Genomic DNA, 26259 nt, shown 5'->3' with positions numbered 1-26259 from the left:
AGGTAAGAAATAAAAAAGCAATGGCACTAAGCCTTTGCTTTTTTTTACGTAATTTTTTTCACTCATGTCTTTAAGTTGGGGTTACGGATTTGCCGGGGGCCAAGTGCTTTTTCTTAGTAAGATTGATAAACCTTGGTGTAAAAAAGACCAGTAAAAACATAAACTAATGATGAGAAGATGATAAAGCTATTGCGAAGGCTCTTTCGTAAACCTTTTAGCTGTTTAACACAAAAAATAATTAAAAATCTGGTTTAAGTAATAAATTTTTGAATAGATAACGAAAAGATGCAAAGAAGACAGACAACATACGGATTGATCCTTTGCACGTGAAAACACTTTTTGCAAAAACAGCCTATGCTAAAAATAAAAAAAAGTAGATTAGTGTGCAGGCTTATGAATAGTGGGCTAAAAGCTTCCTGCGAAGACAGACAAAATACTGGATCGTCCATTATACGCGGGCAACAATCTATGCAAGAGCAGACTTTGCGTAAGAGGACTGCATACCATATGTTCAGAAAACTAAACAAGTGGGAGAGTGAATGATGAAACCAATTATTGGTATCACATCAGATGTAGACTTAAACTCCAAGCATATTCTTTCAAATGATTATCCGCAGGCTGTTATACAAAATGGCGGTGTTCCGGTTATTCTGCCGATTGGCATTGATGAGAACGTAAGACAGATAGCTGAAACCATAGATGGTTTATTGCTAAGCGGTGGAGGAGATATTGATCCTGCCTTTTTTGGAGAAGAACCTATTCAGGGACTTGGTGAAATTTCTCCAGGCAGGGATAGCTTAGAGCTGCAGCTGGTCAAGGAGATGCTGGAAATAGATAAACCTGTGCTTGCCATTTGCCGGGGAATCCAAGTCTTAAATGTGGCCGCAGGCGGAGATATGTATCAGGATATCTTTAGCCAAGCATCAAACCCTATCCTTCAGCATAAACAGAAGGCAGCAAGAACGCATTTGTCGCATTCTGTAAATGTAGTTGAGCAAAGTATACTTGCATGTGTGGCGGGGCAAACCCATTTTAAAGTAAACTCTTTTCATCACCAGGCAATTCGAAAGGTTCCTAAACCCTTCATTGTGACGGCCTGGTCTTCTGATGGCATCATTGAGGCAATTGAAAGCAAAGAACACAAATTTGTACTTGGAGTCCAATGGCACCCGGAAAATTTAGCAGTGAATGGCGACATCATTTCCAAGAGACTTTTTGAACAGTTTATTGAAGCAAGCTTTGATTAGAAGGGGGAAGGGCAACTTTGCAAATAGTTGATTTACATTGTGACGCTCTCATGAAAATGTGGGAAGGTAAAGGAAGAATGTCTTTTTTGAATTCTCCTGAACTGGATACCAATAAAAACAGATTGTCTGATGGCGAAATAAAAATTCAATGTTTTGCTATTTTTATACCTCCTGAAGTCAAGTCTGATGAAAAATTTCAGGCGGCACTTGACCAAATTCATTATTTTTACACTGAGGTTCTTGGAAAGCATTCGGAAATGAAGCAAATAAAAGACTGGGAAGACATTCAGCTTTTGGCTCCAGGGGAAATAGGCATTATGCTGACTTTAGAGGGAGTGGATCCAATAGGAAATGATCTTCATCGTCTCCATATTCTTTATCAACTGGGGGTGCGTTCTGTCGGACTGACTTGGAATTATGCCAATCTTGCAGCAGATGGTGCAAGAGAGCCTCGAGGGGGAGGACTTACATTATTGGGGGAGGAAATTGTCCGTTTCCATAATGAACATAAAATTCTTACAGATGTCTCTCATCTCAGTGAAAAAGCTTTTTGGGATGTAATGGATCTTGCAGAATATCCAATTGCGAGCCATTCCAATGCAAGGGCACTTTGTAATCATCCGCGAAATTTAAACGATTCCCAAAGCTGTGCCATGTTCTCTAAGGGAGGAATGATCCATGTTGTTTTCTGTCCATATTTCGTAAAAAAAGAAGGAACTGTTTTTATATCAGATCTAATTAAGCATATTGACCATTTTTGTTCGCTTGGCGGGGTCAAGAAAATTGGTTTTGGATCTGATTTCGACGGAATTGATTCTTATATTAAAGGCCTGGAGAATGCATCCTGCTATCAGAACCTGATAAATGAATTGTTGAAGTATTACAGCGAGGAGCAGGTTGCGGGATTTGCCCATCAAAATTTTATCAATTATGTGAGTAATATTGGTTAATATTGTAATCTTTTAAGAATCAAGTTGATTTATACCCCATTGTTGATTGGAAAGCAAAGCGAGTGTCTGCAGCAGAAAATCAACAGGGAAGAATAAAAGAGTTTTTATATGAAAGGCAGCAATTTAGGAGCCAACCAATCAATCCCTCCAAAAAAATTGCTGCTGTTCCCTTTTAGGATCCCCCTTTATAAAAGCAATTAGGGAATCCGTTTATATAGAGCAAGCCTATTTTAATAAAATGGGTCGCTTCTCACTAATTATTGAATACATATAATTAATGAGATTTTGTGATATTTGGAGGGGGGATTTCATGAAATACTTAGCCATAGGTGATGGTTTATGTGCAGGAATGGGTGCATCTTTTTTGGCACCAGGGTTTGTTCAAAGGCATGCCCGTCTGTTAGAAAACTCTTTAAAAGAAAAGGTTCAAGTAACCACTATTGCCCGTGCTTCCAACCGTTCGAAAGATGTAATGGAGCTTCTGGATAATACTTTTGTTTTGGGTAAAGTGAAAGAAAGTGACTATATTGTTCTATCGGCAGGACAACAGGATTTTTTGGATGCTGTGAAAACCTTTAAAGTAGATAACAATGAAGAAGGATTTCAAAAAACATTAAGACAATGTAAACATAATATTGATGATACGATTAATAAAATCAAGGAAGTAAAAGCGAACCAAAGCTATACGATTACACTTTTAGGGTTTCATAATCCTTATCATGAAGATCCACTTGCTGAAAAGTGGATAAGGCACTTTCATAAGCATATGGCATGCCGGGCATGTTCTTCACATGTACAATCTATAAATCTGCATCAGCATTTTAAAGGGCAGGAGAAAAAATGGTGTACAAAAGACTCCCTGTATCCAAACAATGAAGGGCATATTGAAATTTCAAAAAAATTACATGAGCTGGGAACCGGTAATACAGAGTAAGCGGGGGGCCTTGCAAAGAATGTTTTATTATAATCATTCAATCTGTACAAAGCCTAAAATTAAGGCTTTTTTCTTTTGATCTCTTCTTGATAAGAATAAGGCAGTCTGCGTTCCAAGCTGTTAAAAGCAAAATCGTAAAACATAGTCTAAACGAAATATGATAATTATGTTTTAGTTGAAAATCTCCACATACGTCCATACCAATAGACGTTAAATGAATATTGTAAGGGTGTAAGGTAATTATCGCTACAAATGCCGGGAGGTGAAAAAGAATGTGCGGTAGATGTGGTGGCTATGGCGGTTATGGCTATGGCGGTTATGGTTATGGCGGAGGATATGGTGCCGGAGCTGGATTTGCTCTAATTGTAGTATTATTTATCCTTCTGATTATTGTTGGTGCAGCATACGTTTATTAATAACAAATAAAGAAGCCTTTCCTACACAGTGGAAAGGCTTCTTTTGCATGGGGAGATGGACGGACCGGTTATTATGGCTGTTTTTGCATAAATGGTATCTGTTTTTTTCTAACTTTTGTATACTAGGCATGTATTTGACTCAAATAGGGACTACATTTACGAGAAGAGTCTTATTTAAAGGCTTTTTTATCCTATAGGCCGATTTCCGCTGCTCTCCAGCGTGGTGTACATATTATCCTGAATACTTCTCCTCCATTCAAGTGGAGGTAAAAGTAACATTGATTTAACGAGTTTTATTAAAAATAGACAAACACCCTGTACGTTTGTCCCTCTCAAAAGCTTTTCAAAACCATACATTAAAGTGTAGGGACATATAACTGGAGGTGAACATATGAATTATTATCATCAATGCCGTGGGGGCATCGGAAAACCGGTAGAAATTCGTACTGTTGACGGGAGAATTCACAGAGGGGTCATTCATAGAGTCGATAATCGCCACGTATATCTTCGACCATTCCCAGGAAGAAATTATGGGGGATTCGGCTATCCATATTACGGCGGCTATGGCTGGGGCTGGGGAGCTGGCTTTGGTTGGGGCGTTGCATTAGGTGCAATTGCCAGCATAGCTTTTTTAGGATTATTCTGGTAAGTTTAAATGAAAATGAATTTATACTGAAGGAATGCCCCCTTTTAAAAGAAGGGGGCATTCCTTCAGTATATTGTAAAAAAGTATCTTCTTAAGTAAAAGAAGGATTTGATAAAGGCTCTGTTGTTTTTATCATATAAAAGAGCCGAAGTTTTTCAATATATGAGCACAACAGAGTCTAGTTTAAAGGAAGGAGTATTGTGAAATTTGTCCATCGATCATCTGAATGGCAGGTTAATGTACCCCTGTGCTTTTCAATTATTTCTTTGCATACGAATAGGCCAATCCCTGTACCGGATTTCTTCGTAGTAAAGAAGGGCTCAAAAATATTATCCAAAAGACTTTCAGGAATTTTTGGACCGTTGTTCGAAATCTGTATTTGAATGAAACCATTTTCTTCAGCCAGATGAATACGGATGGTAGGCATAGCTTTCTCTGCTAACACATCAATAGCATTAAAAATAATATTCACCAGTACCTGCCGGATCTCGTCCTTATACCCTTGAAAAGTATAATCCATTTCAATTTCTTTTATAATTTCGACATTGACCTCTAAGATACGGGGATACAGGAAGGATAAAACTTCCTCCAACAGTTCTTTAAATCGAAAGGCTATCTTTTCTTGCTCTATGATTTCCCGCTTAGATAGCAGTAAGAATTGGGAGATGCTGAACTTTAGCTGATCAAGTTCATTTTCAATGATATCTAAATAGGGAAGATTCGGCTGTTCCGCACGAAGAAGCTGAATAAACCCCAGAATGGATGTCAATGGATTACGGAATTCATGTACAAAACTAGATGTCATTTGGCCGAGGATTGTTAGTCTTTCTTGATGGGTAGAAGTTATGTATTGATTTTTTTCTTCTATAATTTGATTTTTTTTATCAGTATAAACAGTCACAGTATAGTACAGAAAGTAGCTAAAAGCATAACTAATGGATTCTATAACTTCTGGTAAATGCGGCCAATTTGGATAGGAGGAATGAAGCATTTTATAAAGGATGGTTTTTGCTGCTTCGACATTGTATACAAAATCTCCTATATTTGTTTTTCCTTCCAGCTTCGTCTTTGCAATTTTATTTGCCAGGTCTTCGATTAAATAATTGAGTTCTTTCTTAGGCAACATAAGAGACTGCTGAATAACTTCATAAAACATCTCCATGTTAGGGATCACAAAGCTTTCTGAAACTCCCTTGTCAGATTCGATAATCTCCTTTTTCCAATTAGAAAAAAATTCCTCTTTTGTGGTGGCCAAATGGTTTAAAATGCTTTCACTGACAGATTGCATATTTATCACCCCGTTCCATCTTCATTTAGTGAAATTTTTACAATAGGGAAAAAGCCTTACTTGGTTATGTATAAATGGTAATTAACTAACAAAATCAACAAGACAGATTTTAGTCTTAATATATCAAAATTATTGGAATATTTACAAGCGTATTTGAATATTTAAATTGAATTCTTTTTATTATGACAAATTGTGGCATCATTCTGTAGGCTTTTTCGTGAAGTTTGTTGATATTTGACAAGGCTCTTTTCGTAAATTTGGTACCTATTTAACAAAAAAATAATGAAATTTACAGGCTCTGTTATAAACCTGTAAATTGCTTATGAAAAGATGCCCCGAAGATAGACCAAATACGGACTTATCCATGTTGAGTATGGCAGAAATCTATCCGGTTTTGCTGGATTTGGTGTGAAATTTTTCTATGGAAACAAGATAAAAAGCGGCTTGCATTCAAGAATATTGTCTGCAAACCGCCTCTGTATACTTTTTTCAGACTCTGTTCATCTTGCCTGTTGATTTCCGCTGCAGCGGAGCCTTCTCGCCACAAGCTCCTGCGGAGGCTCTTTAGACACGCTGTTCTAAGCAGGAATTTCGCTTTTAAGCTCCAATCAAGGTAGGTTTAAAATCAAGATTGTTCTTTAACAAAGCCTTTTTTAAAGAAAGTGTTATTTTACAATCAGGATATCAATGTCCGTGCTTTTCATAATATCCTCACTGACGCTGCCGAGGAAAAACTTTTTAAAGGCACTTTTTTCACTTGAACCAACAATAATTAAATCGGTATCCGTACTTTCCGCAAAGCCGCAAATATTATCAACTGTATGGCCATCCAGCACCTGATATTCTGCTTTAATTCCCAGCGGCTCCAGTATTTGTTTTGCGTGCTGAATAGCTGTATCAACACTGTCTTCGATGATTTGATGGGTATTTTCTCTCTTTGGAACAGTATCGACCGGCATTGAACCTGTAAACACGCCAGCATCAATACGCGGCAATGATACATATTCATCTCTTACTCCCTGAATTGAGGGAGTCGTTGTTAGAGCTCTTTCTTTGTTTACATGTACAACGGTTAATTGAGAATTTTCTATAGCCGAGCATATTTGGCCAGCTCTTTCAAGTGCATGCCTGCTTGTTTCTGAGTTATCAAAGGCTACTAAAATTTTGTTATACATTGCAGTCACCTCATTTAATTTTATTTTAATGAAAGCATTGTAATCTACCTATACCCTTTTAAAAAAAAACATAACGGCCAATAGATTTATTGGGAATATTTACTTCTGTTTGTTGTTACCATTGATTTTTTATCCTATTAATACTATGCTTTTGCATAGATGAAAGATTGAGCTTTCATCTTTTTTTCTAGCTTCAGTTCGTAAAAGGATGGGATACCGTATCTTTTATCGCCATTGTGTAAAAATAAAAAAAGCAATCTCTGACATAAAGGAAGCGGTCTGTTTAGAGATTGCAAATGGATTCCTAAGAAGGATTCAGCCTATCGTCATAATGAAAGGGCAGGGAAGAAAATGGATATATTACAGCGGATTTGGACAGCTGTAAAGCGGCTTTGGAAAAAAGCCCATATGAATCAGATTGTCATTTTAATCGTGTCAGTCGGACTGCTGGTATTTTTGGCGTTTTTTGCTTATTTTGCCAGTACTGTAAATATTGCTGCATTGAAAAAGGGATTATCGCAATCCACAGAAATCATTGATAAGGATGGCAATGTTGCAAGTAGGATATCGTCTACTCAAATGGACCATGTCTCAATTAAAGAAGTACCAAAAAATATGCAAGATGCCATTGTTGCAATAGAGGATCATCGTTTTTATCAGCATCATGGCTTTGATATTATCGGAACAACAAGTGCATTATTAAAAGATATAACTGCAGGAGGAGTTAGGGCAGGAGGAAGTACGATTACCCAGCAATTAACAAAAAATGCCCTTCTTACTTCACAACGGACATTTAAGAGGAAAATTGAGGAATTATTTTTAGCAGTTGAAATTGAAAAACATTATACAAAAAGTGAAATATTGGAAATGTATCTCAACCAGGTTTACTTTGGAAGCGGTGCTTGGGGCATACAAAATGCTTCGAGAAGATATTTTGGGACGGATGTTCAAAATATTGATTTGAGTGAAGCCGCAACACTTGCCGGACTAGTCAATGCTCCAACGGCTTTAAACCCTTACCTGCATATGGATAGTGCCATTAATAGAAGGAACCTGGTTCTCGGAGCAATGAAGAAATATGGTATGATAACAGACAGCCAGTATAACTCGGCTGTTGCAGAGAAGTTGGTACTAAAGGATAAAGGGGAGGACCCTTTAAAGGGAAAATATCCGTACTATGTGGATGCCGTGATTAATGAGGCTATGTCAAAATATGGCCTTTCCCAGGACGAGATTTTAACAAGAGGATATAAAATATATACAGAATTAGATCAGAATATCCAATCTGGCCTTGAACGTGTATATAAGAATGACAGCTTATTCCCGCAAGGAATGGGCGGCCAGATGGTTCAGAGCGGTGCTGTCCTGATGGATCCCCATACAGGCGGTGTCCGAGCGCTTGTAGGTGGAAGAGGGGAGAAGGTTTTTCTTGGCTTTAACCGTGCAACTCAGCTGCAAAGGCAGCCTGGTTCAACTATGAAGCCTCTAGCAGTCTATACTCCCGCTTTGGAGCAGGGATATACGCCGGAATCCATGTTAAATGACACAAAAATGTCCTTTGGATCCTATCATCCACAAAATTATGATAATCAATATTTAGGACAAGTTCCAATGTACAGGGCATTGGAGGATTCAATCAATATTCCTGCTGTCTGGCTTTTGGACCAGATTGGAATTGATAAAGGGATGGATGCCGTTAAGCGTTTCGGTCTTCCGTTAACAAACCAGGATAGGCAGCTCGGGCTTGCCCTTGGAGGCATCCAAAACGGAGTTTCGCCATTCCAGATGGCTCAGGCCTTTTCTACCTTCCCTAATAACGGTGTAGAAGAAAAAGGGCATTTAATTACAAAAATCATTGGACCAACCGGTAACGTGATTGCTCAAAATCAACAGCAGGAAACAAAGGTCACTTCCAAAAAGGTCACAGATCAAATGACTTCCATGATGTTAAATGTTGTGGAATCAGGAACCGGTAAAGGAATCAATGTTCCTGGCTACCGCATTGCAGGGAAATCAGGCTCTACGCAAGTGGACTTTAGCAGGAATGGAACAAAAGATCAATGGTTTGTTGGCTACACCCCTAATTTGGTCGGAGCCGTCTGGCTAGGGTATGACCGTACGGACCCACAGCACTATCTAATGGGGTTAAGTGAACAGGGAGTAGTACCAATCTTTCAGGCAGTTATGCAAAATACCCTTCATTATACTAAGCCGGGAAGTTTTGATGCTCAATCGGTAAACCAGATACTCAAGCAACAACAAGCTACAACTAACCATCCTTTTACAGAACGAGCTAAAGAATTTAATCAAAAAATGCAGCAAGAGGCACAGAATATTAAAAAGAAAATAGAAGAAAATAAAGGCCGGTGGAAGGATCTTGAAGATACAGTGAGAAACTTTTTAAGCGGCAAACACTAAGGAAAGAGGGTGACTCAAAAGGCGGTTATATAAGCGGCCTTTTGAGTCCCCTCTTTTTTATTTTTAGGTACAAAAGAAGAAGAGGGGAAGAACACTTGGTGTTAATAATAGCAGGGTGTCTCTTTCATTAATTTTATTTGAGCAGAAAAGAACAAGCAGGACTAATAGCGCAAAGCATATCTAGTAATACCCAAATCTCGTTTGGATTCAACGTTGATTAGAGTGGAAGACAAAAGACTACTGCAAGTTAAGCAAGTTATTAGAGGGATTCCGCAAAAGCATGCAACGATGTGGTCCCCTACCGTCAACGAAAATCGAGTATTTGGAATGAAAATAATCGGCAGGACGATTAGAACGCTGCCTATATCTTTATACAATCCCAATTTGGATTTAATACAAAGGTTGATTGGAGAGAAAGGTGCGAGACTCCTGCGGGATCAGCTGGCCTTAGGGAGACCCCGCAGGAGCTTGCGACGAGGAGGCTCCCTTAGGCCGCGGAAAGCGAGCGCATGCAGCGGAAATTAACCCAGCAGGAAGATCAGAACGCTGTTTATGTCTAAAGTCTATGTCTATGTAAAATCCTAATTTGGAATTAACTGACAGTTTCGCACAACATTTATATAAGAGCAAACTCCTGAATGACAGCATAGCCTTACAATGCAAAATAAAAATCAATATTCATGCAATTTCAACACGAATATGGGAAAATATAGCTGTATTAGCAAAGACTCTTTTTTTTCGGTTTACAGAGTTAGGCTGAAGTTATCTCTAAGAAGGAGGAGTAAGGACTATGGATTATCGCATAGAGAAAGACACTCTTGGTGAAGTAAAGGTTCCTGCTGATAAATATTGGGGAGCCCAGACACAGCGAAGCAAAGATAATTTTAAAATAGGATCAGAAAAAATGCCTCTTGAGTTAATTCAGGCATTTGCACAATTGAAAAAATCTGCAGCTGTTGTAAATTGCAAATTGGGCAAGTTGTCCAGGACCAAAATGAAAGCAATTGTCCAAGCGTGTGAAGAAGTTTTAGATGGCAGATTTGATGATCATTTTCCTTTAGTAGTCTGGCAAACGGGAAGTGGGACGCAGTCCAATATGAATGTAAATGAAGTGTTGGCAAGACGGGCAAATGAAATCCTTCAAGAAGTAGCAAGTGATGAAAGCATTCATCCGAATGACGACATAAATATGTCCCAAAGCTCTAATGACACATTCCCTACAGCGATGCATATTGCCGTTTATTCTGAAATACAAAAACTTCTTATTCCTTCTTTGAGACAGATAAAGAAAACGCTGTTGAAAAAAGAACATACCTATATGAATGTCATTAAAATTGGGAGAACCCATTTACAGGATGCAACCCCATTGACACTTGGCCAGGAAATTAGCGGCTGGAGGGCAATGATAGAAAGAACGGAAAGGATGATTGAAGAAAGCTCCAGGCACATTCTTTCACTTGCTATTGGAGGAACAGCTGTGGGAACCGGAATTAATGCAGACCCTGCTTTTGGAGATAAAGTAGCAGAACAATTAAAGGAACAAACGGGCTATCCGTTTATGTCATCGAATAATAAATTTCATGCCTTAACAAGTCATGATGAAATCGTTTATGTGCATGGTGCTTTAAAAGCACTTGCCGCAGATATGATGAAAATCGCTAATGATGTCAGGTGGCTGGCAAGCGGACCACGAAGCGGAATTGGAGAAATTACCATACCTGCAAACGAACCAGGGAGCTCAATTATGCCGGGAAAAGTAAACCCAACTCAAAGTGAAGCCATGACTATGGTGGCAGTCCAGGTATTTGGAAATGATGCCACCATTGGATTTGCTGCAAGTCAGGGAAATTTTGAGCTAAATGTTTTCAAGCCTGTCATTCTCTTTAATGTATTGCAATCCATTCACCTTTTAAGTGGCGCTATTATTTCATTCGACGAGCATTGCCTTCAGGGATTGGAAGCAAATTACGATACGATCGAGGAAAATGTAAATCGTTCTCTTATGCTGGTAACGGCCTTGAATCCTCACATAGGTTATGAAAAGGCTGCTATGATTGCAAAACTAGCATTTAAAGAAGGATTAACTCTAAAAGAAGCTGCAATAAAAACGGGTTATGTAACGGAAGAACAATACGATAAATGGATTGACCCTGTTAAAATGGTCAACTTGCCTGATTAATTTTGCAAACCATATCCTCTTTTTCTTTGAAGAGTACAGGCAGAGTTTTTTTTCTTAATGTCAACTCCTTAACCTTAAGAGAATGTATGTGAAACCTGCAGCTAGGTGTAAGTATTAAGAGAACCTTAAAGGACTAAGTGAAGAGGAGGCTCATGGACAGACAGCTTGAGCGTAGGAAGAACAATGTGCCCCCAATGTCTCTGTTAAAGCCCAAATAGTGATTTGATCCTATTGTTAATTAAATAAGACACCAGCCGCTAGAGAAGGCGATAAAGGGATACGACGCAGGCTGCAGAGTGACAGGAGTCTCCTGTAACGGCCGTCTGCTAAAAGCTGGCACAGGAATAGGTGTTCATTAGAAAAATGAACAGAGTCCAATGGAAAAGTTTCAGTCTTCCCTCATAATCGTTGTTTTCGTTGGATAGTTTATTTCTGTTTAGCCAATAGTAAGAAGGGAATAGAATGTATAGGCAGAGGATATTTCCGAAAAGCCTCTTTTCGTCAGCTTTGTTGCTATTTCACACAAAAATTATCGAATTATGTAGTACTTATGATTGGTTTACGAAAAGATGCCAAGAATACGGATTTATCTATAATACGTAAAACAACAATCGATGCGAAAGCAGCTTACGCAAAGAAGGAGGAAGAACATTGGACAACAAAAAAGATAAACTCGATACATCAAAAATTGCTGGACGCACCTTTGAAAAGGATGATTACAACAGAGAAGATGAAACTTCTTCAGGGCTGGCGACGACTCATGAGCAGGCGAATGATAATTATGCAGAAGGAACAATAGATGGCAAGATTGAGAAAGAAAATGGAGAAATAATTGACATTCCAAGAAAAGGCAATAGCTGAGGACATTTTCCTCAGTTATTTTTTTAGAGAAAATAGTCCAATTTATTAGCAAATCTCTAAGGTATGATTAGTTTTTCTTAGGATGGTTAAAGAGGCACCCTTTTATATGATGAAGTGCTGCAAGCTATTTCAAACCAATTTATAAGCTATTTGCTTTTGGAAACATTGGTAGAAAAAATGGACGGGAGACACCATAAGGCGCCTCCCGAATAGCCAAATAATATGATGTTTTAATAATTATTTTTGGTATCCGCCAAGTTGAGATTCAGCCATAGATACTAGGCGTTTAGTGATTTCTCCACCAACAGATCCGTTTGCACGAGATGTAGTGTCTGCACCAAGGCTTACACCAAATTCTTGAGCGATTTCGTATTTCATTTGATCGATTGCTTTTTGTGCTCCTGGAGCAACTAGGTTGTTAGAGCTGTTGTTGTTTGCCATAATTCTGTCATCTCCTAAGTTGAGTTTTGTAATGGTTGGGTTAGCCGGAATTGCACCAGCCCACAAATTAAATTGACTTGTATTTAATTTATGACCTTCTTAGGTGTAACCCAGTGATGTGATGCGGTTGTTACTAAGTATTATGTTTATTTAGAAGTCAAATATACAAAGAGTAATAATGGTAATTTAACCCTTTTTTGTAGGGGAGAAAAGTATAAAATTTTTTTATTTAACAGGCTTTGTTAAAGATTAATGTTGAGTTTACATCCACACTGATTGGAGCTGCAGAGGCGAGACTCCAGCTTAAGAATGCAGGTTAGGGGAGACTTCGCAGGAGCAAGCGACGAAGAGGCTCCCCTTCCGTCTGTGAAAAGCGAGTGCCTTCAATATCTAGTTTCCTTTATCTCAATTGAAGATTAAGAAATTCGTACGTGGATGAGCAAGACGCTATCGTTTTTCTTAAAGCAGCAATAGCAGGGATATTTTCAGCTATTCATGCACACCTTATACATAACAATGTTTACAGCAGGTGATATGGATGGAATGGTGCGGTCTTTGCAATGGGGTGATGGAACTGACAATCCTCTGTCCCGAATGCGGAACCAACATGGAAGAAGAGGGAAGAATATTTGATTATTATGATGATTATAGTCCATACATGGAAATTGATTCGATGATGCTTGTAGATGGCGATCCGGATAGCTCTAAGAAAAAGGAGTGCTATCATGTATATAAATGTAATCATTGCGGTCATAGTCTAACTAAAGCGGTAAGCTATGCAAACTTTTTATAAAAACAAAAAGCAATCGTAAATAATACGATTGCTTTTTTTACTATATTGGCTAAGCTTAAGCTAAACCAATATTCGCTTCTGTTTCAACATCGAAGAAATGAGCTTTATTCATGTCAAAAGCAAGATCGATTTTATCTCCAGGGCGTACAATGGTTCTAGAATCAATTCTTGAAATAAAGTCCTGTCCGTCAATTTGTGAATAAAGCATTGTTTCTGCACCAAGCAGTTCAGATACTTCAATGGTTGCAGAAATTTTTGTACCTTCTGAGGCACTGATGAATACAGGCTCATCATGGATATCTTCTGGACGAATACCCAAAGTAACTTTTTTGCCTACATAGTTTTTAAGGAATTTCATTTTACCTTCTGGAATAGCAATTTTTGCTTGGTTAGAAATTACAAAGGCACCATTTTCAACTGTTCCTTTTAGGAAGTTCATTGCTGGCGATCCGATAAATCCGCCTACGAACATATTTATAGGATTGTCATACACTTCTTTTGGTGTTCCTACCTGCTGGATAACACCATCCTTCATAATAACGATCCTTGTTGCCATTGTCATCGCTTCAGTTTGGTCATGTGTTACATAGATTGTTGTTGTTTGAAGACGCTGATGCAGTTTTGCGATTTCGGCACGCATTTGTACACGAAGCTTTGCATCAAGGTTTGATAATGGTTCATCCATCAAGAATACTTTTGCATCACGCACAATCGCACGGCCTAGGGCAACACGCTGGCGCTGACCGCCTGAAAGAGCTTTAGGCTTTCTCTCTAAATACGTTTCAAGGCCAAGAATCTTTGCGGCTTCTTTTACGCGTTTATCAATCTCCGGCTTAGGAATTTTACGGAGCTTCAAACCAAATGCCATGTTATCATAAACACTCATGTGAGGATACAATGCATAGTTTTGGAAAACCATCGCAATATCGCGGTCTTTTGGAGCTACGTCGTTTACACGTTTTCCATCGATTAAGAAATCTCCTTTTGAAATTTCTTCAAGTCCAGCGATCATACGAAGGGTAGTAGATTTACCACAACCAGACGGGCCTACGAAAACGATGAATTCCTTATCTTGAATATGAAGATTGAAATCGCTTACTGCGGTTACCTTATTATCATAGATTTTATAAATATGTTCTAATTGTAATTCAGCCATTTGAAAGCCCTCCCTTATTTCTTTCTTTTATTGTAATGAAAGGCCTTTCATTAGGCTATGGTCACATTGCACAAAAAGGACGGAACATTTTTGGCAAGTTGTACTAAAGCTGATGTTCATTTTTAAAATCGAGGCAGGCGAGATAGACAGTAACAGCGTCCTTAAAGGACTTTAGGTCAAAGCCTGTGCGTTCTGTAAATTTATCAATACGGTATTGAAGGCTATTTCTGTGCATAAAAAGCTGTTTTGCTGTAAGACTCGCGTTTGAATTGTTCTCGATATAAAGCTTAATGGTCCTCCAAATGTCCTTGTCTTCTTGAAAGATAGATGTTAAAGGAGAGAAGCAGCTTTCTTTTGCTTTATAAGAAACACTTTTTAAAAGATACAACGGAAATATACTAGATAGAGTATATAATCTTTCTTTCCTCATTTCTCTTCTGCCAAATTCAAACAACTTCTTTTCAAATAAGAAATCATTCTGAATTTGATTATCTAAATCCCGAAACGGCCCAATAAAGAAATGGACAGTAAAGTAAAAATCACTTTCAAACGCTTCGATGGAGGATTTCAATTCTTCCTCTGATAAAACAAAACTGGCAGCTGTTTCTATTATCGTTCCGGAAGATGATGAAAGATAGACGAGGGTAACATTATTTGAAAATAAGCTTTTGACTGCTTCTTCCCAGGCAATTCGATCAAACCCTTCCTTTGTGGAATGAATAGCAAACTGAATAAACCGTAATCGGCTGCCTTCTTTAACAGGAAATTCAACATTTTTTCCGGATAAAAAATTATGCCAGTTCTGTGACTCAGTTGTGGGATTTATTAGCTTCTCTGCTTTGAAAATAGGGAATAGAGTGCCAAGCAGCTCCTTTTCCTCAGAGGTCATATCACTATCAGGAATTCCGAGATATTGGTGTTCATTTTCTATATGAAACCATGTGATGCCGGGGTGCAGAACTGGATATGTTTCCAAAATTGATTTTGGATACCTTTTTTGTAATTGTGTAATCATGGTCTCTCCTCTTTATGAAAGGCAGTTGCTCCTTGTTTAGTACTGAATAAAAAAATGCCTTTATATTCAGTAATCTTATTTTAAACATCTTAGGCTTCTTAAGCAAAAAATTGAGTCTCGTTTTCCGCTACATTCAACATTGGTTTCAATGCAAAATAGGGGTTAAAGGAATACATGGCGAGTGCTTTGATCTTCCTGCTCGTTGATTTAAGCTGCAGGCATTCGCTTTCCGCGGGCGGCCTGGGAGCAATCAAGTTTGCTTTTGTGTCCTTGCTTTACTGTAAAATAAGCTAAAAAACGAGCAGATTCACCATTAAAATTCAACTGAAAAGCAGCCCTATTGGAAAATAGGACTGCTTTCAACATCCGCGTCTTACGGTTTTACCTGTCGGCATGTAACCATTTGTCGGTCTCTATATGCCACAGAAAACGAGTCGCCTACGCTTTTTCCTCCGGCTGTGATTCTTCAAAAAACTCAACTGCTTCTTCAATGTTTGTGCAGTCCTGCCTCATATGAACAGAACCACCGGAAAGCCCTTCGTTAATGATTCGATCCACATCCAGATAGGCTTTATCTTTTCCTTCATAAACTGTATCTGGAAGGAACTCTAGCTCATCTTTGTTTTGGCTGTCCATATACCGTCCTCCTCATGAGAAGAAATGCAAGAGTGTACATTGTAAAGAACGGAATAAATTGCGTTCCGCGTTTATAGTTTAAGCAATAAAGCGGAAGAAACACTCAAAAAGGATTCTGGTAATTTTCCCTAAATTTCTTAGTGATCATAAACATGGTACAGCATTAAAGCATGTATTTGCTCTTTTAATTGTTCTTCATTCGGAATAGCTTCTTCTTGATTCCATTCGATGTTTCCATCTGGATGATATAGGCCTGTGTATTTCTTTCTCTTGTAAATAAAGGAAAAGGACCACCCTGGAAGCTGCTTGTTTGAGTAAAGGGACTGGAATTGGAAATGTTGAATCATAAATACACTCCTTGCTTTTATGTAGACGCAGTTAATCCTTCAGGTTAATTTCCGCTTCAGGTTCCTGAAATGAGAGGGGGAATGAGCTGCACTGCAGCTTCACTCAAGCTAAAGACTGCGTTTCACCCGCTTTTCCCTGCAGAAGTTTTTTAGGGTTTCAGTCACCAAGAATCTAACTCAGCCTTTAAATAAAAATGTATTGAAAGGGCTTTAATCTTGTATAGTCATTATAACGCAATGCAATCAAAGATTCATATAGGCTGTTTTCGCATAGATTATTGCTTTACACCTTTGTGGCAGTATTTCGTAGGCAATTGAAAAGCTTTAAAAAAGGCAGCCTATGCAAATGAAAGCACTGCTGCCTTGTTAACGATTATATAAAGTGTGTGTCAATTCGTGAAAAAGTCTTGATAAGCTTTTGATTTTATTTTCTTCAATGTCCTTTTCATCAAAAGCCATTGGTTTAGCGTTAACTTCATAAAGCCACAGCTTTCCATCTTTATCTTCCCCTACATCGAGGGTAAACTCTCCAAAAAAACCATATTCTTTCGTTAAAGCTTTACCGCATTCATTGGCAATCCATTCAAACTGTTTATCCAGGTCAGGATTTTGCAATTCTTTGTAGGGATAAAGGGTCCCGCCCCTTGGGACATGTGTAGTCAAGCCATTTTCTTTCGCAACCCTTATTCCAATACCGGTTAGGAGATAGCGTCCTTTATGATAATGAGAAAGAATTCTGTAATCGAATTTTCTTCCATTTAGTAAACGGCTTTCAATGGTTTTTTGTGCAAGGAAAGAGGTAAACCTGGAGTCACTTTGATGGTGCTTCCAGAATGCCTCAAAGGTAGGGAAACTCACTTCCTTTTTAGCAGTGGTAACATGTACCATGTCAAAACTGCTTTTTTTGATTCTCTTAATCCCGTTTCCTTGTGAACTGCTTGTAGGCTTGATATAAAGGTCTGTATGCTCTGAAAGAAAAGCATCCAATATGGAAGCATCATTGTCAATAAGAATAGTTGGAGGCAGGAGAGAGGATAATGTTTTATGTTTGGAAAAAAGGGAGTAGAGTGAAAATTTATCTATATAAGAAGGATTAAAGAAAGAGAGCGTTTTTTGCTTCATCTTTTCCTTAAACTGTATAAAGGATTGCTCCTTTTCTCCAAGACGTGAGGGGAGTCGATTGTAGATAATGTTGGGCAGGGGAAAAGTGGAGCGAATCCATTTCTTTTTCAAGGGTATATAACAGGTACCTTCTATATAATGATCAAAACAATCCTCCAATGTAAAAAGGAAAGAAACTCCTCCTGACTCCTGAAGTTCATTTTGTAAATTCATGAAAAGGCGGCGATTGCCCATCAACTCGCCGCTCTTCATTTTTCCGCACAAAATTCCTACCAGAGGACCTAGCCTTTTTCTTTTTTCCTGAAAATGAAGTGTCCATTCTTCCTGTATTTCTTCTCCCTTGACGTTATGCACCAATTCATCGTCAGCCCCCCAAAATAAATGCCCTAGTTCTGGTCTGGCATGAACAAAGGTATTGCGTTTTGGATCAAAGGAAACGGTAATCATGTAAATAGTTCCTCAGGTGTGTGAAGCCATCTATCAGTTAGATAAACAGAGTAAGCAAGGCTCAGCCTTCGTGTAAGGATATCGAATTCCTTCAATTCGGGATGGGAAAATATTGATCGTCCGGGCTTTGAATTTGCCTCAAAAAGCCAGATATGCCCATCGGAATCTATGCCAAAATCAAAACCTATTTCACCAATTATGCCATTCAAATTTTCTTCCAATGACACAGCAATCTCTAATGCTGCTGTTTCCAATCCTTCCTTTAGCTGTCTTTTCAGCCCAGAATCTGCAAAAAGCTCATCAATGGTTTTAATCGTTCCGCCATTTTTTATATGAGTGGTCGGACTGCCTACCCCTGCAACTTTTGCAGCTATGGCACTTATTTTCCAGGCACCTTTTGTATCCTTATTGGCATGAACTCTAAAATCAACAGGTCTATGCTGATAGCGGATGAGATCGATGCCCTGCTGAATAATCATTCGATCTAGCTGTTTATTCCTGAAAACACGGTCCATCAGCTGTTCAAGAGTAGGGTACTTAAGAAGGCGATTTTCAGTATCATGGAACTTGCAATAATAGGCTGCCTTTTGCCGGTCATAAATGATTTGGTGAATACCTAAACCGAGACTTCCATTTATTGGTTTTACATATACATGCCCATATCGTGAAAGCATTTGTTCCACTTGATGATACGAAACAAAAGGAGAGGTATCTGGAAGATATTCTGCCACCTTTTCATCCTGAAATAAATGTTCGTAAACATCAAGTTTGCTAAAAAAGCCTGGATTATACCATGGAATGAGATAATCTTTTTCAAGCTTTTCCTTCACTTCTCTAGACCCCTGTGTGCTTTCACTTTTTCGGTTGGGAAGGCGATCGTAAATTACATTGGGAAAAGGAACATTCCTTGTTTCCCATCCGGAATTTCCCTGGAAAAAACCTTCTATTTGCCCTTTTTCCCAATCAATATGCTGCTCACCAAATAAAAACGGGACAACCCCGACGGAAGACTGGACTGATAAAAGCTTCGTGAATAATTCGGACCGCTCCCCTATGGGATTTTCCTGAAATGGTGTAAAACCTGAGGAAAAAATACCAACTAATGGCCCCAATAAAAGCTGATCACTATTTTCAAATGCATATAAGGTTTTTATAAATTCAGGTATTTGCAAAAGCTCTGCCAATGCAGAACTAATAGAAAGCGTATTCCTGTCATATGGCTGCTGTTTACAGTCGGCATCGACAATGTTAGAGCCAAACGCAATTCTTTTAGGATCTTCTTCTAAACCAAAATTTGCTGGGTAATACATTATCGGTTCGTTCTGATCAAAAAATTCAACTTTATAACGTTTAGGCATTACATCACACCTCTTTTTGAAGGGAATATTTTCCCGAATTTGCTGAACCATATAAATTTCGTCCATCTTATCTGTCCGTGTCCCTTAAAATTAGATTAATTCAGTTTAATTGCTGCTGAATCAATAGACTGTTGGTTAGCTAAAAACTGACAGTACGCGAGGGGCGCTTTGTATAATGACTCTAATTCGTTTGGATGATTCAAACTGATAATTTTCCTTCCGGGTTTGGAATTCATATCCAATATCCACAGAGATTGGTCTCTGGCAATAATAATGTCGATGCCCAGTTCAAATAATGGGTGAAAGCTTTTTTCTAATTCTATGGGTAGGATGGAAAGCAGGCTCTGAAGTTCATTGGAAAGGTAGTGATGATCAAATGAAGGAACCGTAGGCAGCCATGAATGATAGGTTTGAACACTTGCTCCTGCACTAATATTTGTCAATAAGCCATATTTTTTTCCATTACGTACACCGCGGCCAACTTCCTTCCAATTTCCTTCTGGATCCTTTTGAATAAAGACCCTCAGATCAAAGGGTTCATTATTTTTATTGCGGTTATCCAATCGGGGCTGGATAAGAAATATATGTTTTATAAGGAGACTTTCCAGCCAAGGAGATATTTGTTCAATGTTCTCGAATTTTTTCTCCACAATCTTCCCTTTTTTGGTTGTTTTTACAACAATAGCTTTCCCGTCAGATCGTATGGAATAGACTGCATATCCATGTGCGCCATCTATAGGCTTCAGAATAATTTCTTCATATTTACTTAATTCATTTATTACTTTTTCAGCGGATGATGCTTTCGTCGTCATTGGCAGATAAGGAGAAATGAGAGGGTGATTTTTTAATCCCTCATAGAGAATCCATTTATTGGGTAACCCATAACCCAAAAATGTGATATCCTTGCGTGCCTTCAGCCAGGAAACGATCGTTTTAGCTTCTTTTGATCCTCTGTCAGCACCATAAAAGCATCGGTCATATAAAAAATGGGGGATACTAAACTCTGTTTTTATCCATTCTGCATTATCCGCATCAAATTGATATCCAAAAATAAGGCTGTTTTCCGGCTTAATATTTAAAGGAGAAAACAGGTATAGAGCAATATCAAATTCTACAGCTCTTTTTCCGATTTCTTTAAAATAGCCATCATTCTCCTCAGGTGTTAGAGTTAAAATTCCCATTGGAATTGTCACCGTTCATAGCTCCTTTCATTCCATCTATTTTCACAATAATGATATATAGCCTTTACAGAGGGACGGATTGCAGGACTAGGCTCATCCCTTAATTTAGAAGGCTTAATATTTATTTCTATTAAAAAAGGACTGCCATTCAAATCAACTCCGATATCCATGCCAAGTTCAGCCATGAGCCCATCTGTTCTCTCACTCAGTACAGCTGCTGCTTCGAGTGCCAATTCAGACATTAACTGCTGAGCCTGCCTTGCTTTTTCTTTAGGAAACATATCTTCCAACACTTTAGCTGGTCTTTCCAGCAGCCCGCCTTGAGCAAGATTGGATACAAATTGATGGTCGCCGGAAATTCTGGCAATAGATGAGGTCACTTTCCAGTTGTCAGCATTTACTTTATGGCAAAGAAGCCTGAAATCGACCTTTCTTCCATTAAATGATGCCAAAGGCAAACCCTGCTGGAGAATATAAGGCTTGTTTTGGAGCCATGTTTCAATTTTTAATAAGAGCTTAGAAAAGGAATGGAATGTTAGGGGCGAATCATTCGAAAAGGTCGTCTGTTCAAGATGATAGTTGTGGCCATTTCTATAAATATGAATAATATTTCTTCCCTGGCTTCCATGGATAGGCTTAAGATAGACATCCTGATATTGGTGTAGGAATTCCTCTAAGACAGGCGCTGTATAAATATCTGTGGTGGGAAGAAAGGGGTGCAGGTTTTCTTTTTTATTAATGATTTGATGGATCTCCCATTTAGATAGATAACGATCGTTAAAATAAGGAATCCCATCTGCTTGCCATTGTTTAGCCAAGTCTTTAAATACAGTGGTTTTTTCCTTAATCCGGGAATGAATTCGATTATAAATAATGTCAGGGCGGGGAACAGGGCCCTTTTGCCATTTCCCAGTGGAAAAGTAATAGCCTTCCCCAGGATAAAGTGACATGCTGGTTAAGTATATGAAACCTCCGCACTGTTCAATATATTCCTGAAGCTCTGTGCAAAAAGTGTGCAGTGTTCCAAAGTGGGCTGCTTCTTCTTCAAAGGCTTTCCATTCTGTTAAGATAGCGATGACTGGCCCAATGCAGAGATAATCATTCTTGACAGCTGCTTGAAAAGAAAAAGAGGAATAAGGCAGCCGCAGTTGTTGAAAACAAGCTTTATTCATCCAAATAATATTATTACTTGTTTCATTTGAAGGAGGGGCTAAGTGCACGACAGCTGTTTCTGTTCCCGCCCTTAATATAAGCTTTTTGCCAGGAGACATTGAAATATTCAGCTTCTTCATCAGTCCTTCTGAAATGGCAATGAAGGAAGACGTCCCCTTGTTGCTGGAAGAAGGAATAACCGTTATTTGATGAGCCATTGTCGTTTCCCCGCTTGCATCAAAATTTATGCCTGAATCCCGGCCGGCAATCGACTGCATTCCGGTTTGGCACTATGGCATGGTTTCTCAGTTTTTTCTCATTTGTTACCGATGACAGTTTTAAAAAGTGCAGCAACTAAGAATGAAAAATGGGCTTTTGCTGATATCCTATGTCGTTTAGGAGGAAAGGGTTCATCAAAAACTGTAGTGTAACCACGTAAAATTCTATCTTTGATAACCTTGCTGGACGATTCCCTGCTCTGGCATTTAGTTCTGTTATAGATTATTGTTGATTTTCCCAATGGCTGCTTCTGCATAGATTGTTGCTTTTCTTACATTGAATATATCCGTATTCTGTCAGTTTACATGGAATATTTTTGTAAACTATACAAAAGTTTACATATTGAACATTTTGTTTCACTCACTTTTTTAGCGGAAATAGCACAAAGTTTACGAAAAGAGCCATCCCATTTGTTGATTGGAGAGAAAGGCACGAGAGTAATGCTGAAACGGGTTAGGAGAGACCTCACTGGAGCATGTGAGAACCTGCTCTGCCGTCTGCAGAAAGGGGTTGCCTGCAGCGGAAATCAGCCGACAGGATTAACAGAGCCGGTTTTAAAGAGCTGGGTGTGTGTCATATTCGCATTCATACACATACTTTGTTATAGTGATAAGAGCTGAATTTTTTAGGAGGTTTTATTTTTGCCTACAACGAATCTGTATGATTATGCATATGAATTAGAAAAAGCATTGAGAACAAGCCAGGAATACCTGCATCTAAAAGCGATGTATGACAATGTCAACAATGATCCAGCTGCGAAGAAGCTTTTTGATGAATTTCGCCAAATCCAAATGACCCTTCAGGAAAAACAAATGACGGGGCAGGAAATCGGGCAGCAAGAGGTTCAAAAAGCCCAGAACATAGCCGCTGTTGTCCAGCAAAATGAAAAAATTGTGAAGCTGATGGATGCAGAGCAGCATATGAGTATGGCTATTAATGAATTAAATAAAATCATCATGAAACCTTTAGATGAACTATATGGTTCTATGAGATAAACACATAAAAGGAAACGGTCAGGTGACTGTTTCCTTTTATCTTTCTTTAAAGGGATAACCTGCTGTTTAATTTCTTTTAATACATTAAAGCAAGAAAGGGGTCAGACCCCTTTAATGCATTAAAGGGGCAAGATGGACCGTTTCGGAGTACGCATGCCTGCTATCCTATTGAGGTGATCTCCAGCACCCTTACTCAGGGGTTTTCAACGATGGAGTCTGTCTAGAGCTTTTATTTCTATTGCACTTGTTCTATAATATTGGGCTTTTTCATAAAACTATAGAAAGGGCAGGCTCAAGATATATTAACAAGAAAAGTCCATGAGTTCTATGACATGACACCATGATAAGGGGGAGCATCATGCTTTATAAAATGTTAGCATTGAATATTGATGGTACCTTGTTACAAGGTAATGGCCGTTTAAATAAAACAACAAAGGAAGCAATTGAATATGCCGGAAGTAAAGGGATTGCAGTCACGCTGGTTACGTCAAGGGATTTTTCGTCAGCTAATCGTATTGCAAAGGCCCTCAAGCTGAATACCTTTTTGGTTACTCATCAAGGCTCATACATTGCTGCAGACCTCAAGAAGCCTATGTTTGTAAAAAGGATCAGTGAGGAATCCTGTGCTGAATTAGTTCGCTTCCTTGAAAAGTTTCCGTCCAGAATACGGCTAGTTCATGAACATTATTCCCTTGCCAATAGAGTGAAGCTGCCAAGTAATTTGGTAGGCAAGGTTATGTTCCAAACCAGCAATGCGTTTTCATACTCAGAGCGTTACGTCGACTCATTAAGCGAGTCGCTCGCTGAATCGCCCATGTCTCCGCCTAAAATAGAAGTGATTTTTGAAGATACAGAAGATCGTCAGGACTGCAAAAAAGCCATCAATGCAATGTTTGATGAAGTAGATTGTATAGAAAATGAAGATGGAAAACTGGAAATCGTACCATCAGGAGTTTCGAAGCTAAAAGGTGTTCTTTATATATGTGATCGATTAAATATTCACCGTGAAGAGGTCGTCATGATCGGATCCGGTCCAGATGATTTGCCGCTCATTGAGTGGGCCGGTTTAGGGGTAGCCATGGGAAATGCATCACCCAAAATAAAGCGTGCTGCAGATTGGATAACCAGATCCAATAATGAAAACGGAGTATCCTATATGGTAAAGGAACATTTCCGTAAGCAGCAGCCAATACAATTTTTGCGAAAAATGAAACAAATGAAATAATATGACAAAGGGTCTCCTTTCTGGCAGAATGGATGGCCCTATTTTTATGTAAGTCTCTATTAAGGTTTCATGTTAATTGCGAAAAACCCAAAGACACGAGACAGCTGCTAAAAAAGCAGGTTAAGGGAGGCAATGGAGGCCAAGAACACCGAGGATGCTCCCGAGCAACTATTATCTCTCTAACATTCAGCATTACATACTCTCAAACCCAGCTTCATCGTTAGTTGACCTGACTAAGGTCATTCCAGTACACTTAAAGAAGTTTTTAAGGTGAAAGGTGATATCCATGAAAATTCAAATAGATGGACTGGAGGACGAACGATTTAAACGTCCCTTGCAAAATATAGCAAATTTATTTTTTGAGGAAACAGACATTTTTTTAGGTCAAGATAGTGATGCTGATATAAAAGTAGAAATTCTCCTTGATATAAAGGAGAATACAGTAACTGTTTCTGTATCCCTAGTAAAATCGGGCGATTCAGAAGTATATAGGGCAGCGTATTCCAAAGAGATAGAAGAGGGACTATCAGAAAAGGATTTTTTTACAAAAGTAAAAAATGCGGTCTCACATGTTTACTTATCCGTGTTGCAGAATTTCACTGGCATTTATCAAAAATGGGGAGTCCTTACAGGGGTACGCCCTACAAAACTTATGCACAAAAAAGTGCGGATGGGAATTGACAGGGAGCTGGCGCATAGTCAACTAAAAGAAGAATACATGCTTTCTGATGAAAAAATTGAGCTTATGCAATCCATCGTTGACCTCCAGCTTAAGGTAATACCCGACCTGTACACCTTACAGGATGAAGTCAGCATTTATATTGGTATCCCATTTTGCCCGACCAAGTGTGCGTATTGCACATTTCCTGCGTATGCCATTCTGGGCAAGCAGGGCCGTGTGGATTCCTTTCTAAGCGGTCTCCACTATGAAATGAGGGAAACGGGAAAATGGCTGAAGGAAAGAGGGATCAAAATTACAACTGTATACTTTGGCGGAGGGACCCCAACCTCTATTACGGCTGAAGAAATGGATCTTTTATATGAAGAAATGCATCAATCCTTCCCAGAAGTTTCTTCTATACGAGAGGTTACAGTTGAAGCTGGCAGGCCTGATACGATTACCCCTGAAAAGCTGGAAATTTTAAAAAAATGGAATATTGACCGAATCAGCATTAATCCACAGTCCTATACAAACGAAACGTTAAAGGCAATTGGACGGCACCACAGTGTAGAAGAAACCATTGATAAATTCCATTTAGCAAGAAGCATGGGCATGAACAATATCAACATGGATTTAATAATTGGACTCCCCGGTGAAGGGGTATCGGAATTCCAGCATTCCTTGGATGAAACGGACAAATTAATGCCCGAGTCCTTAACAGTGCATACCCTTTCCTTTAAACGTGCTTCTGAAATGACAAGAAATAAAGAAAAATACAAAGTGGCTGACCGAAGTGAAACGGAACAAATGATGTCGCTGGCTGAGAACTGGACGAAACAGCATCAATATGCACCTTATTATCTCTACAGGCAAAAAAATATCCTGGGAAACCTTGAAAATGTCGGGTATTCTCTTGAAAATCAAGAAAGCCTTTATAACATTATTATTATGGAAGAAGTACAAACCATTATTGGAATTGGATGCGGAGCAGCGAGCAAATTTATTGATCCTAAAACGGGACATATTCAGCAGTTCTCCAATCCAAAGGATCCCAAATCCTATAATGAAAACTTTAAGGAATATACAGAGAAAAAAATAGCTATTTTAGAAGAGCTTTATCCCGCACAAAGCACCCAAAAATAGCGTAATGTAAACCTGGCAGCTATATGCTTGCCAGGTTTATATTTTTGGTTCAGTTGTCTTGATGAGCGTTTTCTCCTGCAAAATTTGAAAGCTTCCAGGGCCTGTTTTAAACGTTCACTGCCAATGCCTGCTTTTTTAAGTTTCTTCAAGTGAAACGTTCATTTCACTTGTCATACAGCTAAGCTGAAAAAGAT

The 26259-nt window shown here is 38.8% G+C and carries 24 protein-coding genes; 13 read left to right on the top strand and 11 right to left on the bottom strand.

Annotation, left to right across the window (positions count from 1 at the left end):
* Nucleotides 1–542: 542 nt before the first annotated feature.
* The 5 genes from A5N88_RS11050 (at nucleotide 543) to A5N88_RS11035 (ending at nucleotide 4196) form a co-directional block, all read left to right on the top strand.
* Entirely contained in the window at nucleotides 543–1247 is a 705-nt protein-coding gene (locus tag A5N88_RS11050) for a gamma-glutamyl-gamma-aminobutyrate hydrolase family protein (RefSeq protein WP_066265877.1), read from the top strand.
* A gap of 17 nt (nucleotides 1248–1264) precedes the next feature.
* Entirely contained in the window at nucleotides 1265–2197 is a 933-nt protein-coding gene (locus A5N88_RS11045) for a dipeptidase (protein ID WP_066265876.1), read from the top strand.
* A gap of 310 nt (nucleotides 2198–2507) precedes the next feature.
* Nucleotides 2508–3131 carry a GDSL-type esterase/lipase family protein gene (locus tag A5N88_RS11040; RefSeq protein ID WP_066265873.1) on the top strand — a complete coding sequence of 208 codons (624 nt, stop codon included), beginning with the start codon at nucleotides 2508–2510 and terminating at the stop codon, nucleotides 3129–3131.
* Nucleotides 3132–3403: 272 nt separating this feature from the next.
* Entirely contained in the window at nucleotides 3404–3547 is a 144-nt protein-coding gene (locus tag A5N88_RS24330) for a YjcZ family sporulation protein (protein ID WP_083953122.1), read from the top strand.
* Nucleotides 3548–3938: 391 nt separating this feature from the next.
* The gene (locus A5N88_RS11035; protein ID WP_066265871.1) at nucleotides 3939–4196 is read left to right on the top strand and encodes a hypothetical protein; all 258 of its coding nucleotides are present in this window, start codon (nucleotides 3939–3941) and stop codon (nucleotides 4194–4196) included.
* Between the two features lie 175 nt (nucleotides 4197–4371).
* Here A5N88_RS11035 and A5N88_RS11030 read toward each other — a convergent pair whose 3' ends face one another.
* Nucleotides 4372–5481: a histidine kinase N-terminal domain-containing protein gene (locus tag A5N88_RS11030; protein ID WP_066265866.1), complete on the bottom strand. Its 1110-nt coding sequence runs from the start codon at nucleotides 5479–5481 to the stop codon at nucleotides 4372–4374.
* A gap of 665 nt (nucleotides 5482–6146) precedes the next feature.
* Nucleotides 6147–6656: a universal stress protein gene (locus A5N88_RS11025; RefSeq protein ID WP_066265864.1), complete on the bottom strand. Its 510-nt coding sequence runs from the start codon at nucleotides 6654–6656 to the stop codon at nucleotides 6147–6149.
* A gap of 351 nt (nucleotides 6657–7007) precedes the next feature.
* Here A5N88_RS11025 and A5N88_RS11020 point away from each other — a divergent pair, with 351 nt between their 5' ends.
* The 4 genes from A5N88_RS11020 to A5N88_RS11010 all read left to right on the top strand — a co-directional run bounded on the left by A5N88_RS11020 (nucleotide 7008) and on the right by A5N88_RS11010 (nucleotide 12114).
* Nucleotides 7008–9074 (top strand): transglycosylase domain-containing protein, encoded by a 2067-nt coding sequence (locus A5N88_RS11020; protein ID WP_066265862.1) that lies wholly within the window; start codon nucleotides 7008–7010, stop codon nucleotides 9072–9074.
* 213 nt (nucleotides 9075–9287) lie between these two features.
* Nucleotides 9288–9599, top strand: coding sequence for a hypothetical protein (locus tag A5N88_RS24885; protein ID WP_157090656.1), 312 nt, complete (start codon nucleotides 9288–9290; stop codon nucleotides 9597–9599).
* 265 nt (nucleotides 9600–9864) lie between these two features.
* Nucleotides 9865–11253 (top strand): class II fumarate hydratase, encoded by a 1389-nt coding sequence (gene fumC, locus A5N88_RS11015; protein ID WP_066265860.1) that lies wholly within the window; start codon nucleotides 9865–9867, stop codon nucleotides 11251–11253.
* Between the two features lie 651 nt (nucleotides 11254–11904).
* Nucleotides 11905–12114, top strand: coding sequence for a YozQ family protein (locus tag A5N88_RS11010; RefSeq protein ID WP_066265858.1), 210 nt, complete (start codon nucleotides 11905–11907; stop codon nucleotides 12112–12114).
* Nucleotides 12115–12351: 237 nt separating this feature from the next.
* Here A5N88_RS11010 and A5N88_RS11005 read toward each other — a convergent pair whose 3' ends face one another.
* On the bottom strand, nucleotides 12352–12555 hold the full coding sequence (locus A5N88_RS11005) for an alpha/beta-type small acid-soluble spore protein (protein ID WP_066265851.1): 204 nt from the start codon (nucleotides 12553–12555) through the stop codon (nucleotides 12352–12354).
* 538 nt (nucleotides 12556–13093) lie between these two features.
* Here A5N88_RS11005 and A5N88_RS11000 point away from each other — a divergent pair.
* On the top strand, nucleotides 13094–13348 hold the full coding sequence (locus A5N88_RS11000) for a hypothetical protein (RefSeq protein WP_066265844.1): 255 nt from the start codon (nucleotides 13094–13096) through the stop codon (nucleotides 13346–13348).
* A gap of 55 nt (nucleotides 13349–13403) precedes the next feature.
* Here A5N88_RS11000 and A5N88_RS10995 read toward each other — a convergent pair whose 3' ends face one another.
* The 8 genes from A5N88_RS10995 to A5N88_RS10960 form a co-directional block, all read right to left on the bottom strand.
* Nucleotides 13404–14504 carry an ABC transporter ATP-binding protein gene (locus A5N88_RS10995; RefSeq protein WP_066265843.1) on the bottom strand — a complete coding sequence of 367 codons (1101 nt, stop codon included), beginning with the start codon at nucleotides 14502–14504 and terminating at the stop codon, nucleotides 13404–13406.
* 103 nt (nucleotides 14505–14607) lie between these two features.
* Nucleotides 14608–15519, bottom strand: coding sequence for a PucR family transcriptional regulator (locus tag A5N88_RS10990; protein ID WP_066265837.1), 912 nt, complete (start codon nucleotides 15517–15519; stop codon nucleotides 14608–14610).
* Between the two features lie 438 nt (nucleotides 15520–15957).
* Nucleotides 15958–16155, bottom strand: coding sequence for a hypothetical protein (locus A5N88_RS10985; protein WP_066265833.1), 198 nt, complete (start codon nucleotides 16153–16155; stop codon nucleotides 15958–15960).
* A 137-nt stretch (nucleotides 16156–16292) separates the two neighbouring features.
* Nucleotides 16293–16502 (bottom strand): DUF5342 family protein, encoded by a 210-nt coding sequence (locus tag A5N88_RS10980; protein WP_066265830.1) that lies wholly within the window; start codon nucleotides 16500–16502, stop codon nucleotides 16293–16295.
* Nucleotides 16503–16868: 366 nt separating this feature from the next.
* The gene (locus tag A5N88_RS10975) at nucleotides 16869–18071 is read right to left on the bottom strand and encodes a YheC/YheD family endospore coat-associated protein (RefSeq protein WP_083953121.1); all 1203 of its coding nucleotides are present in this window, start codon (nucleotides 18069–18071) and stop codon (nucleotides 16869–16871) included.
* Nucleotides 18068–19429, bottom strand: a complete 1362-nt coding sequence (locus A5N88_RS10970; protein WP_066265828.1) for a YheC/YheD family endospore coat-associated protein — start codon at nucleotides 19427–19429, stop codon at nucleotides 18068–18070. The genes A5N88_RS10975 and A5N88_RS10970 overlap by 4 nt, the downstream gene beginning before the upstream one ends.
* A gap of 95 nt (nucleotides 19430–19524) precedes the next feature.
* Nucleotides 19525–20622, bottom strand: a complete 1098-nt coding sequence (locus A5N88_RS10965; RefSeq protein ID WP_157090655.1) for a YheC/YheD family endospore coat-associated protein — start codon at nucleotides 20620–20622, stop codon at nucleotides 19525–19527.
* Nucleotides 20619–21980, bottom strand: coding sequence for a YheC/YheD family endospore coat-associated protein (locus A5N88_RS10960; RefSeq protein WP_198160242.1), 1362 nt, complete (start codon nucleotides 21978–21980; stop codon nucleotides 20619–20621). The genes A5N88_RS10965 and A5N88_RS10960 overlap by 4 nt, the downstream gene beginning before the upstream one ends.
* Nucleotides 21981–22682: 702 nt before the next feature.
* On the opposite strand from A5N88_RS10960, the gene A5N88_RS10955 reads away from it, so the two are divergent.
* From A5N88_RS10955 to A5N88_RS10945, 3 genes are all read left to right on the top strand, one after another.
* Complete coding sequence (locus A5N88_RS10955) at nucleotides 22683–23036, top strand: YlbF/YmcA family competence regulator (protein WP_066265826.1); 354 nt, start codon at nucleotides 22683–22685, stop codon at nucleotides 23034–23036.
* Between the two features lie 358 nt (nucleotides 23037–23394).
* Complete coding sequence (locus tag A5N88_RS10950; RefSeq protein WP_066265823.1) at nucleotides 23395–24261, top strand: Cof-type HAD-IIB family hydrolase; 867 nt, start codon at nucleotides 23395–23397, stop codon at nucleotides 24259–24261.
* A gap of 286 nt (nucleotides 24262–24547) precedes the next feature.
* Entirely contained in the window at nucleotides 24548–26065 is a 1518-nt protein-coding gene (locus A5N88_RS10945; protein WP_066265821.1) for a coproporphyrinogen III oxidase, read from the top strand.
* The last annotated feature ends 194 nt before the right edge of the window (nucleotides 26066–26259 follow it).

Source organism: Heyndrickxia acidicola, from assembly GCF_001636425.1.
Classification (GTDB): Bacteria; Bacillota; Bacilli; order Bacillales; family Bacillaceae_C; genus Bacillus_AE; species Bacillus_AE acidicola.
This window is presented reverse-complemented; position numbering and strand designations above follow the sequence as displayed.

Excerpts from the sequence above, each read along its gene's own strand:
- A5N88_RS11050 (WP_066265877.1), top strand. The coding sequence starts at position 543 with ATGAAACCAATTATTGGTATCACATCAGATGTAGACTTAAACTCCAAG.
- A5N88_RS11040 (WP_066265873.1), top strand. The coding sequence starts at position 2,508 with ATGAAATACTTAGCCATAGGTGATGGTTTATGTGCAGGAATGGGTGCA.
- A5N88_RS24330 (WP_083953122.1), top strand. The coding sequence starts at position 3,404 with ATGTGCGGTAGATGTGGTGGCTATGGCGGTTATGGCTATGGCGGTTAT.
- A5N88_RS11035 (WP_066265871.1), top strand. The coding sequence starts at position 3,939 with ATGAATTATTATCATCAATGCCGTGGGGGCATCGGAAAACCGGTAGAA.
- A5N88_RS11030 (WP_066265866.1), bottom strand. The coding sequence starts at position 5,481 with ATGCAATCTGTCAGTGAAAGCATTTTAAACCATTTGGCCACCACAAAA.
- A5N88_RS11025 (WP_066265864.1), bottom strand. The coding sequence starts at position 6,656 with ATGTATAACAAAATTTTAGTAGCCTTTGATAACTCAGAAACAAGCAGG.
- A5N88_RS11020 (WP_066265862.1), top strand. The coding sequence starts at position 7,008 with ATGGATATATTACAGCGGATTTGGACAGCTGTAAAGCGGCTTTGGAAA.
- fumC (WP_066265860.1), top strand. The coding sequence starts at position 9,865 with ATGGATTATCGCATAGAGAAAGACACTCTTGGTGAAGTAAAGGTTCCT.
- A5N88_RS11005 (WP_066265851.1), bottom strand. The coding sequence starts at position 12,555 with ATGGCAAACAACAACAGCTCTAACAACCTAGTTGCTCCAGGAGCACAA.
- A5N88_RS11000 (WP_066265844.1), top strand. The coding sequence starts at position 13,094 with ATGGAATGGTGCGGTCTTTGCAATGGGGTGATGGAACTGACAATCCTC.
- A5N88_RS10995 (WP_066265843.1), bottom strand. The coding sequence starts at position 14,504 with ATGGCTGAATTACAATTAGAACATATTTATAAAATCTATGATAATAAG.
- A5N88_RS10990 (WP_066265837.1), bottom strand. The coding sequence starts at position 15,519 with ATGATTACACAATTACAAAAAAGGTATCCAAAATCAATTTTGGAAACA.
- A5N88_RS10985 (WP_066265833.1), bottom strand. The coding sequence starts at position 16,155 with ATGGACAGCCAAAACAAAGATGAGCTAGAGTTCCTTCCAGATACAGTT.
- A5N88_RS10980 (WP_066265830.1), bottom strand. The coding sequence starts at position 16,502 with ATGATTCAACATTTCCAATTCCAGTCCCTTTACTCAAACAAGCAGCTT.
- A5N88_RS10975 (WP_083953121.1), bottom strand. The coding sequence starts at position 18,071 with ATGATTACCGTTTCCTTTGATCCAAAACGCAATACCTTTGTTCATGCC.
- A5N88_RS10970 (WP_066265828.1), bottom strand. The coding sequence starts at position 19,429 with ATGCCTAAACGTTATAAAGTTGAATTTTTTGATCAGAACGAACCGATA.
- A5N88_RS10960 (WP_198160242.1), bottom strand. The coding sequence starts at position 21,980 with ATGGCTCATCAAATAACGGTTATTCCTTCTTCCAGCAACAAGGGGACG.
- A5N88_RS10950 (WP_066265823.1), top strand. The coding sequence starts at position 23,395 with ATGCTTTATAAAATGTTAGCATTGAATATTGATGGTACCTTGTTACAA.
- A5N88_RS10945 (WP_066265821.1), top strand. The coding sequence starts at position 24,548 with ATGAAAATTCAAATAGATGGACTGGAGGACGAACGATTTAAACGTCCC.